At 41.0% G+C, this 13,411-nt stretch carries 13 protein-coding genes; 9 read left to right on the top strand and 4 right to left on the bottom strand.

The features are described from left to right. Positions 1-168 precede the first annotated feature (168 nt). Both N477_RS04645 and N477_RS04640 read left to right on the top strand, forming a co-directional pair. A complete protein-coding gene (locus N477_RS04645; RefSeq protein WP_063363181.1) occupies positions 169-1,368 on the top strand; it encodes an aromatic amino acid transport family protein in 1,200 nt (399 codons plus the stop codon). A 142-nt stretch (positions 1,369-1,510) separates the two neighbouring features. Next, complete coding sequence (locus N477_RS04640; protein WP_063363180.1) at positions 1,511-2,386, top strand: hypothetical protein; 876 nt, start codon at positions 1,511-1,513, stop codon at positions 2,384-2,386. Between the two features lie 24 nt (positions 2,387-2,410). Here the strand turns inward: N477_RS04640 and N477_RS04635 are convergent, their stop codons facing one another. The 3 genes from N477_RS04635 to pomA form a co-directional block, all read right to left on the bottom strand. Continuing rightward, on the bottom strand, positions 2,411-2,938 hold the full coding sequence (locus tag N477_RS04635) for a hypothetical protein (RefSeq protein ID WP_231098136.1): 528 nt from the start codon (positions 2,936-2,938) through the stop codon (positions 2,411-2,413). 189 nt (positions 2,939-3,127) lie between these two features. Then, positions 3,128-4,063 (bottom strand): flagellar motor protein MotB, encoded by a 936-nt coding sequence (locus N477_RS04630; protein ID WP_063363179.1) that lies wholly within the window; start codon positions 4,061-4,063, stop codon positions 3,128-3,130. A 3-nt stretch (positions 4,064-4,066) separates the two neighbouring features. Beyond that, positions 4,067-4,834, bottom strand: a complete 768-nt coding sequence (gene pomA, locus N477_RS04625) for a flagellar motor protein PomA (protein WP_063363178.1) — start codon at positions 4,832-4,834, stop codon at positions 4,067-4,069. 244 nt (positions 4,835-5,078) lie between these two features. Here pomA and xseB point away from each other — a divergent pair, with 244 nt between their 5' ends. From xseB to N477_RS04595, 6 genes are all read left to right on the top strand, one after another. Then, positions 5,079-5,321 (top strand): exodeoxyribonuclease VII small subunit, encoded by a 243-nt coding sequence (xseB, locus tag N477_RS04620; RefSeq protein WP_063363177.1) that lies wholly within the window; start codon positions 5,079-5,081, stop codon positions 5,319-5,321. Positions 5,322-5,325: 4 nt separating this feature from the next. Further along, on the top strand, positions 5,326-6,213 hold the full coding sequence (gene ispA, locus N477_RS04615; RefSeq protein ID WP_063363176.1) for a (2E,6E)-farnesyl diphosphate synthase: 888 nt from the start codon (positions 5,326-5,328) through the stop codon (positions 6,211-6,213). A gap of 112 nt (positions 6,214-6,325) precedes the next feature. Further along, entirely contained in the window at positions 6,326-8,191 is a 1,866-nt protein-coding gene (gene dxs / locus N477_RS04610; protein ID WP_063363175.1) for a 1-deoxy-D-xylulose-5-phosphate synthase, read from the top strand. 672 nt (positions 8,192-8,863) lie between these two features. Beyond that, a complete protein-coding gene (locus tag N477_RS04605) occupies positions 8,864-9,100 on the top strand; it encodes a helix-turn-helix transcriptional regulator (protein WP_039608355.1) in 237 nt (78 codons plus the stop codon). A 306-nt stretch (positions 9,101-9,406) separates the two neighbouring features. Continuing rightward, positions 9,407-10,666: a hypothetical protein gene (locus N477_RS04600; RefSeq protein WP_196760578.1), complete on the top strand. Its 1,260-nt coding sequence runs from the start codon at positions 9,407-9,409 to the stop codon at positions 10,664-10,666. Between the two features lie 123 nt (positions 10,667-10,789). After that, positions 10,790-11,863, top strand: coding sequence for a PAS domain-containing protein (locus N477_RS04595; protein WP_063363173.1), 1,074 nt, complete (start codon positions 10,790-10,792; stop codon positions 11,861-11,863). A 38-nt stretch (positions 11,864-11,901) separates the two neighbouring features. Here N477_RS04595 and N477_RS04590 read toward each other — a convergent pair whose 3' ends face one another. Continuing rightward, entirely contained in the window at positions 11,902-12,390 is a 489-nt protein-coding gene (locus tag N477_RS04590; protein WP_063363172.1) for a Spy/CpxP family protein refolding chaperone, read from the bottom strand. Between the two features lie 333 nt (positions 12,391-12,723). Between N477_RS04590 and N477_RS04585 the strand changes: the two genes are divergently transcribed. Then, positions 12,724-13,410 carry a response regulator gene (locus tag N477_RS04585; protein ID WP_063363171.1) on the top strand — a complete coding sequence of 229 codons (687 nt, stop codon included), beginning with the start codon at positions 12,724-12,726 and terminating at the stop codon, positions 13,408-13,410. Position 13,411 lies beyond the last annotated feature (1 nt).

The following is a 13,411-nucleotide window of genomic DNA, read 5'->3' as shown; positions in this document are numbered from 1 at the left end:
ATGATAATTGACACTTTTTGAAACAAGCTCATTGCATTATCCGTAAACAAAATTAACCTTTGTAAGACATAAATTACAAACTTTCACTTTGATTTGCAGCAAAACTATTTCAATTTTTAGCAGAGCGGTATATTGTGCCTGTTTCTCTCACAAATATAGGGGCAATTTGTGCTTAATAATAAAATGCTAGGCAGCATGCTCATCGTTGCTGGTACAACGATTGGCGCAGGCATGCTTGCATTGCCTATCGCATCAGCAGGACTTGGATTTTCAACGTCACTTATTTTGATCATCGCAACTTGGTTGCTAATGACCTACACCGCCCTTCTTATGCTCGAAGTTCATCAATTCGCAAATAAAGAAGCCACACTCAATACACTAGCAAAACAGATCCTTGGTAAAAAAGGCCAATACATCGCAAATTTTTCGATGGTATTTCTGTTTTATGCATTATGCGCGGCTTATATTGCCGGTGGCGGTGCCCAACTACAAGAAAAGCTCTCTGCTGCAACAGGTATGAATATCGCGCCACAAGTCGGTTCAGTAGTGCTAGCACTCATAGTGGCGACAATCGTCGCGCTCGGCACAAGTACTGTCGACAAACTCAACCGCGTACTATTCACAATCAAAATTATTGTACTGGCCAGCTTATTCTTCGTACTTACTCCTTATGTCCATGGACAGCATTTGCTCAATATGCCAATGGAGCAAGGTCTTATTCTATCTGCTATCCCTGTTATTTTTACTTCATTTGGCTTTCATGGCTCAATTCCTTCGATAGTCAAATACGTAGGCTTAGACATTAAGACATTGCGCCGCGTGATGATTGCTGGTGCCTCTTTACCATTAGTTATATACATCTTTTGGCAGCTATTAAGCCAAGGTGTCATGGATCAAGAGGCCTTAGCACAAAGTGAAGGTTTACCGGGTTTTGTCACTGCAATTTCCAATATTGCGCACAGTAGCCAAGTACATACCTTCGTTACCGTTTTTGCTGATCTTGCTCTTGCGACCTCGTTTCTAGGTGTGAGCCTTGGTTTATTTGACTTTTTCGCCGATGCGTTTAAGCAGCAAGGCTCTGGGCGAGATAGAGTGAAAACAGCCTTAATCACGTTTACACCACCGCTGGGCTTTGCGTTATTCTATCCGCAAGGGTTTATCGTAGCGCTAGGCTATGCAGCCATTGCATTGGTTGTTTTGGCAGTCTTCTTGCCTGTTGCCATGGTGTGGCAGCAGCGAAAAAATCAAAATGCAGGCTATCAAGTACAAGGCGGTAATCTTGGTCTCATTTGCGCGGGTTTATGTGGTGTGCTTATCATCTCAGCCCAGGGGCTACAAATGTTTGGCTTAATCCCAGCTTTAGGCTAACACCTAATCAACAGCCCTAGATTAAGCTCTCAGCTTAACCTAGGGCGATATGTAACTCATACTCTACTACTTTTTACAATTCAAACATCGCTTTTAAAGCCTAGCTATGAATATAATTGACGAACTTACCAAGGAGTTGATTATGAATAAGGTTACATTAGCAATCGTGCCATTATTACTACTGACGGCATGTGGAAGCGAAAATGAACAACCACTAGAAAAAACGAGCCCAGCACAATCTAACCCACCCACAGCGAAAAGTCCTGGGCAAAATTGCGGCTCTGATTTTTATACAGAACGCTCACTCAATAAATTCGAGTTTTCCAGCGTCTTCTGGCAAGTTGAAGGAAGTCGCCTACAATCTAAGCCTGAATTCAGATTTTATGCTGATAACCGCTCTCTCAGTGCAACGCATACCATTTCTTCTGATAAAACACTTTGCTTGTTGGCAGCCAGCGTTTTTGGCTCAATTAGCGCAGAAGTTTGGGACGGTGAAGACAATGCATCATTTAAAAAGGGTGAATTGTACTACTATGCACCCGAGTTTAAATTTCAGACCAATTTGCCTGATATTGCTTCACTGAAAGATTGGCGTTCTAAAGGCAAACCTGAGCGAATAACGCAGCCACTAGAAAATGTTAACCTGACCATTCACCATCGAAACAAAGACAATAACTTAATCACATTTGGCGATCTACAAACTAATTTAAACCCTGTCGCTTTAAACTGCGACCAAACAGAGTTTGACATCACACTTAGTTTAAAAAAAGTTTCAGATATAGCTTTAGCGACCTTGCAACCGTCATATTGCGAAACACAAATTATCGGTAAAAACACTGAAACCTACTGTCTTTCAGCAGGCTTTAGCCAAGATATTAGATTAGAAAGCTGCAAATTTGATTCAACTAAAGTTGCACTTCCAGATCAAAGAGGTAACAAAACCTCAGTTGAGGTATCTGGATTAGTAAAATTCTCTGAAATGAGTGCTGATTTGCAAATTACAGGCATAAATTTATAAAGCGACACGCAATATAAAACTATATTAGCTCTTAAGGGAACTGTCTTTCCATTTGAGCTTTTGCCCAAAATGCCATAGCAGCGGAACAAAACATAGCACTATAGTAACTGTATTTACGATTGGTAGTACTGATTTGTATAAATAAGTGGAGTAACTTAAATCCATCAAATGTCTATCGACTAAACGGAATAACTGAAGAATAGGGGCTGGCAAGACAACTAACTGGACCATAATGCTTTGCCACATGTACATTTTATCTTTTAAGGCCCAATACGCAACAATAGCAATAAATATAACATCGTTTAGCGCCCAGAGAATATAGCGATAAATTTTCGCATCATCAAAGTTAACGATTGGTTGAAAAGTAAATGCGCCAATGACCCAAAATGCAAGGCATAGCGCTGAGTAGCGTAAGGCCTGTTTATCTTGTAAAAAAACATACAAAATACAGGCCAAAAACGCTATTAAAGTCAATGAATCATCTAGAACAGAAATAAAAGCCTTGTGAAACGCAACGCTGTTCAGATAATCAACAAAATCAGACGTATTCAATTTGATTTATTCAACTTTGTCGGTTCTAAATGACTACTTTTCCTCTTCGCCACCGTTATCACTACCAGAACCGTTACCACCTGGCATATCAGCAAACTTATATAGTTTAGACATCTTAGATCTCCCTTAAATTTTTGAAAAGTTAAAGCAAATATACGGTAGCCCAAATTGCGCTTTGACGCAACTTTTCTAGTTAGTTTCCCTTCTAACTTCAATAGGATCGGACTCTTTTGCTTTCCCTTGTAAAATTGATATCTCTACCCGGCGATTGCGTTTTCTATCAGTGTCATTCGCATTTGGTACTAAAGGCCGAGTGTCTGCATGACCAACTACTACCATTCGGTTTTTATCGAAACCGCTAACTGTTTGCATCTCACTGGCTACTGCAACTGCACGAGTCGCCGATAAATCCCAGTTATTGAAATACAGTTCATTGGAAACTTGAAAGTCATCGGTGTGTCCAGACACAGTGATTTCTCCTGGAACATCCTTGAGTAGTTCAGCAATATCATGGATCACAGGTTTGAACTTAGGTTGTAAAAAAGCACTTCCAGATGGAAAAGAACCATTCTCTTGGATCCTGATAATAATTTGCTGGCCAAGTGATTCTAATTCAATTGCCCCATCCATTATTTGCTTTTCTAGCTGCTGAGAAATCTTTTTAACCAGCTCGTTAACTTGTTCCTGATCTGCCGCAGAGACCGCTTGTGTCATAGATTGTTCTTGCGCTGTACTTGCAGATTCACCACCGCGTTTGTTACCGCGCTGCTCTTGACGACCACCAGCAGAACTTTCTTCTCCAGCCTGAAACTCTAGCATTTGCTGTGTCATTTCAACTGTCTGTTGTTGAATCGTTTCAATCGGAGTTGGCTCTGGTTTACCTGGGGTAAACTCCATAGCGATGACACTGGTCCCTTTCGGAATATCTTTTACTTCGATTTTATTTTGTACACCAAACGCAAATTTCATTGAACCAGCAATTTGCTTAAATTTCAGAACATCCATCTCTGAAAACGCCAATAATAGAACGAAGAAGCACATCAGCAGTGACATCAGATCAGCAAACGTCCCCATCCATGCAGGCAGCCCTGGGGGCGGGCATTTACATTCGTTCTCATCTGACATTATTTACTCCTCACCGCCATCACCGCGTTTAGACTCTGGTAGGTAGTTTTTCAAAATGCCTTCAATTACTTTGGGGTTCTGACCATCTTGAATACCCAAAATCGCATCTAAAATTAGGCGTTGATTTCTTTCTTCTTCGTCTTTTCTGAGTTCAAGCTTTACTTGAATTGGAATAGCCACAACGTTTGCCAAAAAAGCACCATATAGCGTGGTTAAAAGTGCTACCGCCATCGCAGGACCGATGGCCTTGGGGTCATCCATGTTTGATAACATGGCAACAAGGCCAATAAGTGTACCAATCATGCCCATTGCCGGGGCAATGTCCGCAAGAGACTTAAACAAGCCCGCGCCCATTTCATGCCGATTAGCTGTGAGGGCGATATCTTTTTGCAATGTTGCCCTAACAACATCCGCATCATGACCATCAACTAACATATCTACACCTTTTCGCATAAACGGGTTGGGAATTTCTGCCTCTTCTAAAGCAAGAAACCCACCTTTACGCGCAGAGTCAGCAAGCTCAACTGCTTTTTCGATTAACTCTTCAGGCGTTTCAATTTTGAACATAAACGCCTTACCGGCGACCTTACCAATGCCTAAAAACTGTGCAAGTGTAAAGTTGGACAACACAATAAAAATTGAACCACCAAATACAATAACAACCGATGGCGTATTGTAAAACATGGCAAGTTGCCCATCACTACTGAGTACCATAGACATAACAATAAGGCCTATTGCACCAAGGATACCTATAACGGTTGCTAAATCCACACACCCTCCAAAGGCATTTATTCGTGAGATATCACGCAGTTATTCTTATACGTTGTGTTATCGGCAAGTTTCGCAATAACTTAATTCAATTATATTAAAAAGCCTTTAAATTGCGAGGATTAACCAAAACTATCAGATCATATTAACAGCTTAACGCCGCAAAAAGTCTATCAGATGCTTTGACCTCAATCTTTATAAGCAATAAAATTACCCTCCTAATGCTTTGCTTGAGAGTAAAAAAGAGATGGCAGTTAAAAAACCTGAAAATATGAACTTTGAAGAAGCTGTCAATGAGCTTGAATCGATTGTTCAAGAAATGGAACACGGTGAGCTTACATTGGAGCAGTCTTTAAAGCAGTTTGAAAGAGGGATAAAACTTGCTCAGGCTTCAAATCAAAAGCTTCAACAAGCAGAACAAAAGGTTAATATTTTACTCGCTAACGATGAAGCCAGTGCGCCAAGCGAGTTTTCAGAGCAGGTAGACTAGTTGCGTGGAACTACATGAAAGATTAAACATCGCAAAAAAAGATGTTGAAAAAACAATAACTGCATACTTTGCACAAGATTTGGACACTGACCCCACTGCAAAAGCCGCTGCGCTGTATTCTATAAGCAATGGTGGTAAACGTCTGCGCCCATTTTTAGTCTATGCGACGGGTGAAATGCTAGGTGCGAATATAGAAGATCTTCATATTGCAGCTGCGGCTGTTGAGTGTATTCACAGTTATTCCCTCGTGCATGACGACTTACCGGCTATGGATGATGACGATCTTAGACGCGGTAAGCCTACCTGCCATATTGCATTTGACGAAGCGCAAGCCATTTTAGCTGGCGATTCTTTGCAGACATTAGCCTTTGAATTCCTTTCATCACATCAGTTTCAGGTCCCTGCCCCACAACAAATTGCGATGATTAAAGCACTTTCTCGTGCTTCTGGTCTGCAAGGTATGGTGGGTGGGCAAGCCCTTGATATTGCTGCAACAGACAAGCAAATCAGTATTGAAGCGCTAGAAGACATACACAGATTAAAAACAGGTGCTTTACTTAATTGCGCCATAGAATTAGGCGCACTCTGTGCGACTAACATTTCAGATTTAACACGTAGTCAATTAAAGGATTTTGGCTTAGCTATTGGACTAGCATTTCAAGTTCAGGACGATATTCTAGATATTGAGAGCGATACAAGCACACTGGGCAAACCTCAGGGCTCTGATTTAGAACATAATAAATCAACTTATCCGGCTCTGCTTGGTATGACTGGTGCTAAAGATAAAGCACAAACGCTTATTACCCAAGCGCTTGAAGCACTAGATAATATAGATGCAGACACTCGCTTATTAGCTGAGCTTGCCAAATATATTATCGCTCGGGATCATTGATTATCGCAAAGAACACATGACTATTTAATGACAAGTTCCCTTTAAATTTATAAAACTATCGGCAAGCTTTGTATATAATTGGGCAAGGTTTGCTAAGGATATTACGAATAATATGACTCTTGATAGTAGCAAGTATCCGTTATTGGCATTGGTCGATCAGCCACAACAGCTTAGGCAATTGCCTCAGCACAAGCTGAACGAATTTAGTGCTGAGTTAAGAAATTATTTATTAGACTCTGTCTCTCAAAGCAGTGGTCACTTGGCGTCTGGATTAGGTACCGTTGAACTAACTGTCGCCCTTCATTATGTTTACAATACCCCAGTAGATAGACTGGTTTGGGATGTTGGTCATCAAGCTTACCCACATAAAATATTAACTGGCCGAAAAGAGCAGATGCATACTATTCGTCAAAAAGATGGTTTGCACCCTTTCCCGTTTAGAGAAGAAAGTGAATATGATACGTTCAGTGTCGGTCACTCGAGTACATCTATCTCAGCCGCATTGGCAATGGCAATTGCCGCAGAGAAGGAAGGCAAAAACCGTAAAACGGTTGCGGTGATCGGCGATGGTGCGATGACAGCAGGTATGGCTTTCGAAGCGATGAACCATGCCGGCGATGTCAAATCAGACATGTTGGTAATTTTAAACGACAACGAAATGTCTATTTCGGAAAATGTTGGCGCACTCAATAATCATTTTGCTCGTATTCTTTCAGGTAGCTTTTATACCAATATCCGCGAAGGTGGTAAAAAACTGCTTTCAGGCGTACCACCAGTGAAAGAGCTCGCCAGTAAAGTTGAAGAACATTTAAAAGGTATGGTGATACCAGGCACGTTTTTCGAAGAGCTAGGCTTTAACTATATTGGCCCTATTGACGGTCATGATGTCGGTATGTTGGTCGATACACTGCGCAATATGCGCAACTTAAAAGGCCCACAATTACTGCATGTGAAAACGCAAAAAGGAAAAGGGTATCAACCTGCTGAAGCCGATCCGATTGGCTATCATGGTGTACCAAAGTTTGACCCTAGCATTCACCAACTACCAAAAAGCAAACCAAGCGCGCCAACGTTCTCCAAAGTATTTGGTGATTGGTTATGTGACATGGCGGAGCAAGACCCCAAGCTAATGGCTATTACACCAGCCATGCGAGAAGGCTCTGGTATGGTGCGTTTTTCTAAAGAGCACCCAAGTCAATATTTTGATGTTGCTATCGCAGAGCAACACGCTGTCACTTTAGGTGCTGGTTTTGCCTGTGAAGGCTTAAACCCTGTTGTTGCTATCTACTCTAGCTTCTTACAGCGTGCATATGATCAGTTAATTCACGATGTGGCAATCCAAAACCTCCCCGTACTATTTGCGATAGATAGAGCTGGTATTGTCGGGGCTGATGGAGAAACACACCAAGGGGCATACGATCTGAGCTTCATGCGATGTATTCCTAATTTAGTGATTATGGCACCAAGCGACCTCAACGAGTGTAGACAAATGCTTTACACTGGACACACGCTCAATCAGCCTGCTGCAGTTAGATACCCTAGAGGCTCGGCAGGTAGTGTCGAACCTACACCAGAGATGACGCAGTTACCTATCGGCAAAGCCAACACCATTCGTGAAGGACAAAAACTCGCGATATTAAACTTTGGTACATTGCTAGATAATGCTCGCAGCGTCGCAGAGCAGTTAGATGCAACACTTGTCGATATGCGTTTTGTGAAGCCGCTAGATAACTCTTTGCTTGCTGCTCTTGCCAAAACACACACTCACTTTATTACATTGGAAGACAATGCCATTGCTGGCGGCGCTGGCAGTGCAGTTAGCGAATATTTTGCACAACAAAATATCGCACGCCCTGTTAAGCACTTAGGCATACCAGATGAATTCATAAAACATGGTACGCAAGCGCAAATGCACAGTGAAATGGGCCTAGACAGCGACGGGATCCTTACTACTGCAAAAGCATGGATTGATCAGTAAATATATTAATGTAGTGGCTGCATAAGTAGTCACTACATTTTCATCATTCTCACAGCCCTTTTCACTTAAAATAGACTAAATTAATTCGATATTGGCAACAATAATATGCTGTTAATCAGCTTAAAAATGTCATCTCAGTAAATATTCTCAAGTCAAAATGCCCTCCCATTTAAAATATAAAAGTTTCGAAAAAAACTTACTAAAAATTAAAATAATCATTGAAAATGCAATTACAATCATAGCGATACAAGCTAATCAGCAATATAAATGACGTATTTTAATAAGTAGATACGTTTTTTTATTGCACAATAAAAAAATAAGTATGGGTAAAATTCAGCCCATATACATACGGTTTTTAGTGCATAGATACACCCTATGAAACATTTCATATTACTGAATGAACAATAGACAACACAGGGGCAATGTGATAAAAATTTGTAAAAAATTACAATCTAAATAATAGGTAAGTAGCGCACTTTCTACGCAACTTTTTATTTTTGCTTGATTGTATTTATTCATGTTGGGTAATTAATGGCACCCTTTAAAATTGCCAAGCAAATAGTTTTTAGGTGTTGCCTGGCAAAGCTGTAATAAAGCGCGAGCCTCGCATGCAATAAAGCGTCTTTGAGTAATGAAAATACATAACGGACTAGATGTTAAAAGGAAGAGGAAATGGTAGATTTTTTTGCAAGATATATCACTGGTGATGACCTAAGAGCATTGCGAAAGAAAAAAGGGGTCACAACCGCAATCATGGCCAAGCATTTAGGTGTATGCCGAAAAACTTACGAAAATTGGGAGCGTGATGTAGGCCAACCTAAATTAAATCAGTTTTTCGCAATATGCGCATTTTGCTCTATCGATTTAAGCGAATTAATTACCAAGATAAGAGGGCACCAAAGCTCTTAACACGATCCTTCTTTACAGTAAGCACCCTACGCATACTGACGCCTGTGAAAGAGGTAATGCCATGCAAGCAATATATCTCTTTCGCCTGCATTAATTACCTTAGTTTGCAGGCAACTTTAAGCTACTTACTTTTACACATTTCTTCTTGTGCACTCTAAATAATTTGCTGTTGATAAACTTTCATGTTCATCAAGTCTATGTAAAAACATCACCTTATATAAAACACACTACGAGACCCTATTTTGTCCCTTGCATTTCACTTTTAATTCTTATCAAGATAAATCTCAATACAACATGATAAGGACAATGATGATGTTTAAAAAGCAATTAGCCAATGTGATCAACATATTGTTTTTCGCACTCTTAAGTACCCATATCAGCGCAAATGAATACTCAGTGGGGATCACCTATTTCACTGCCACCGATTATAGTCGAACGGAAAAGCTCACCCCAGAACACTCGGACTACCGAGATATTTTAATAAAAATTTGGTACCCCACAACCAGTCCCAATACGGATTTACCCAGCTACTTACACTTTCACACCGAGCAATACCCCTATTCGACAGCCACACCGTCAGAACACCACACACAATTACATCAATACTTAAAAACGCTCCCTTTTGAACTAACTAAAAATGCGCCTCTGGCCGAAAGCTCAGCCCCCTTTCCCATAGTGATGTACTCACATGGCTATCAATCAACCGTTGAAGATAAAGAGATCCTAATGATAGAGCTTGCCAAAAAAGGCTATATCGCTGTCAGTGTCGGCCACCCTCACCATGCTCAGTTTGTCACTCAGAGTCATAACCAGCATGCGACCTATGACAGTGACGCGCGAGCCAATGACTTCTATATCAGTGAATTAGCAGATGTGAGCTTTGATGAATTGGTTGCTGAATTAGACGCCCTTGCTGGCATTGAGCTCAATGATGAGCAGGTCGCCCGAGTTTACCAATTAATGAGCTGGACTGAAGGCGATCGCAAAGCGCTCGATATGTGGGTGGCAGACATGCATTTTGCGCTTGATCAACTCACGCGACTTCAATATGGCCAGTACTGGGGAATGCATTATATCGATCTGCACTTAAAAACCTTTAAAGGACAGTTAGATCTGACTCGCTTGGCCGCCGTTGGTCTTTCATTTGGTGGGCCGACTGTTGCAGCATTTTGCCAACAAGTTTACCAATGCAAAGGCGCAATCAACTTTGATGGCTTACATTTTAATTTGTCTCCTAATATGCCATCGCTCAAGCCTTATTTGATGATGCACTCAGAGCTACCTCTCAACGGAGATTATAGCGTGGTGTTCAATCAACAAGTTGCCGATACTTATATGCTGCAAATTAACGGAGCATTACATTGGGATTTTTCAGATTACCCTTATGTGTTTCCATTTGATCGCAATCTACCTTTTTTGGGTAGTATAGATCCTTACCTTGTGACCGAGATCGTCAACTCAATCAGTCTGCAATTTATCGATGTCTATCTAAAAGAGGCATCAACAAAAGCGGAGCTTGTCGAGCTACTTGAGAGTTACGCTCCTGTGAAATTTAAGTACAAATAGAAAAGTTGCGCTTACCCTTCTAATGACAAGGGTAAGCCAAACACTGCCTTTATATTTTTTGGCATTTCCTCCATAAAAGACAATACTTAAGCTCTAAACAGACGCCACATAATAGGCCCACTCATGCCCAACCAAGCAAAAGACATGGAAGAGATGCTATTTTTCAGTCAAATGCTGAATGAATGCTCGCCACTCGAGTTGTTGAAGCAAGTACTTATGCACTCACACCATGCGATTGTTATTACGGATGCTGATGCCAGCGCAGGCTATCGGATCATCTATGCAAACCCCGTTTTTTGTCGCCACACTGGATATGAATTGGCAGAGCTGGTTGGTATGTCTCCTCGCATACTACAAGGGCCAAAGAGTAATAAACGCATCATAGAAAAGCTTACCCCCGCTTTAAAAGAGCATGGTTTTTTTTATGGTGCATCAATTAACTATCGCAAAGATGGCAGCATGTACCCTGTCGAGTGGAATATATCTGAAATCAAAAATGAGCAAGGTGAAGTGACTCATTACATGTCGATGCAAAAAGATCTCAGTAACTTTCACCGACTTGCCAAGCAAGTTAAAAAAAGTAATGAGAACTTTAAAGACTTTTACCTCTCAACCACCAAAAAAGATAAAGCACACGCTAATAAAGAGGTATTAGACTCATTAAAAGACAACCAAAAAATCTATGCGGGAGGTCTGAGAAACGATGAAAACGCCGATTTATTTGAAGATGCTTTTTTTGATTTTTCACCTGATGAAATGGGGGCTTTAGGAAATAAAGTCGATAAAGGTGAGCTCAGCGCAGAAGAGTTCTGGCGGGAAAACCCCATTGATGATGAAGATGTATCTGCACTGATTGAATCGATACAAGAGGTAGATGTAGAGTTAGGTCTATTACAGTCTCAGGGACAGAGTAAAGAACGTCTTGAAAATATTGCCAATGGCTTTAAAGAGGTTGCCAACAACCTGTATTTCTGTGTCGAGTTCAATGATGGGGCCCTCATCATCGATGAAGTTGCCAATATACTTATGATCTTAGAAGAGAGTCATGAATTTCCCATTGACGTGCTTGTGACCTTCAATAAAGAAGTTTATGAGTGGTTAGACGGCGCGGTCATTACTAAAAATGCCGACAATATCTTCGAGGGTGAGAACAATACTATTGCAGCAGGCAATCAGCTTCTGCTGTTTCTAAAGTAATTGAAATGGGCTGAACAACTCTGCTCAGCCCATCATATTTAATTATCGCGCTTATGTTGCATATTTGCCATGTACTTACGCTTTCTTTTGGCGATTTTACTGCGCTGTTCATCTGTCAGAATATGGTGAATTGCATGTCGTGCTTCAAGCATAGTCAACATAAATGCTTGCTTCTTCGGTGAATGCTCTTCTAATAGCAGCTGTGCTTGCGTTTTATCAAAGGTATCGGCTTCTATGATTGATTTAAACGCTTGGCGAGGCTTGCTCGGATAAGCCTCTTTTAAATCTTCAAGCTGTGCTTTGTAAGTTGCAAATACAGCTTTCAGCTTATCCTGCTGAGTTTGGGTCAGTTCAAGATGACGGATCGCCTTGTCCGATAGTAACCGTTTTTCTAAATGCGCAAACGGTTTCATTTGATGACGCTTTGCTTTTTGCTCATGACTTGTTGGTTCACTGGCTAACGTGGTGTGTGGGATCACTCCAACACTGATGCAACTTGCTAGTAGTAGGCTGGCTAATTTATTCATCAAGCTATCTCCGGTTGATTATGTTAATGCGAACGTTCGCTCTTACTCCTTTTAACTGAGCGCGCCTCGTATTCATGTCATGGTGAACTTTAGCAAGCTCAAAGCAAAGCAACGTCAAGCTAACGTAAAGTTATGTCAAAAGCGATAACAGGGCATCTCAGAACTCCTATTTTCCCTAACAATGTGCAAATATTATTGAAATGGTGAAATCAATCTAAAATTTGAATCGGTTGCCTGATCCGTATCTTTTAGCGTAAAGAAGTGTAAATTCAATTCGAAGCCTCTTATAGTTAAGTAAAATGATTTCATTAGATAATTGAAAAAGAAGCCGTTATGAGCACGTCAATTCTTATCATCGACGATGACCAGTCACTGTGCGAGTTGCTGACAGAATACCTAGAAGCTGAACAGTTTAAAGTCGAATGTAAACACGATGGTGAACAAGGTTTAGACTCAGCTTTAAATCACGAATTCGGGGTTATCTTGCTTGATGTGATGATGCCTAAAAAGGATGGCTTTGACGTGTTAAAATCTCTCCGACTTAAAAAAATGACCCCTGTGATCATGCTCACAGCCAAGGGCGATGATTTTGATAGAATATTTGGTCTAGAGCTGGGCGCAGATGACTATATTCCAAAACCATTCAATCACCGTGAATTACTTGCAAGGATCAAGGCCATTACTCGTAGAGTTGCCCATTTAACTCAGCACAGCTCTCCTTTGCAACTTGAGTATCATGGCCTTGCACTGGATATAGCGTCGAGAAGTGCCAGCCTAAACAATCAAGTCATCCCATTAACGGGCACCGAGTATGAAGTGCTCTATCAACTGATGAAGTCAGCCGGTGAAATTGTGAGTAAACAAACTCTTTGCCAAAGCGTCTTAGGCCGCCCTTTGGTTGCCTATGACCGCTCCGTCGACATGCATGTCAGTAATGTGCGAAAAAAACTGGCTCAATGCAGTGAGCATACTTTTATTAAAACATTAAGAGGCTCAGGATACATATTCCTTACAGCTTAAT

Origin of the sequence: Pseudoalteromonas luteoviolacea H33-S, from assembly GCF_001625695.1 — a bacterium.
Lineage (GTDB): Bacteria > Pseudomonadota > Gammaproteobacteria > Enterobacterales > Alteromonadaceae > Pseudoalteromonas > Pseudoalteromonas luteoviolacea_B.
The sequence above is the reverse complement of the archived record's forward strand: the minus strand, read 5'-3'. Positions and strand labels throughout refer to the sequence as shown.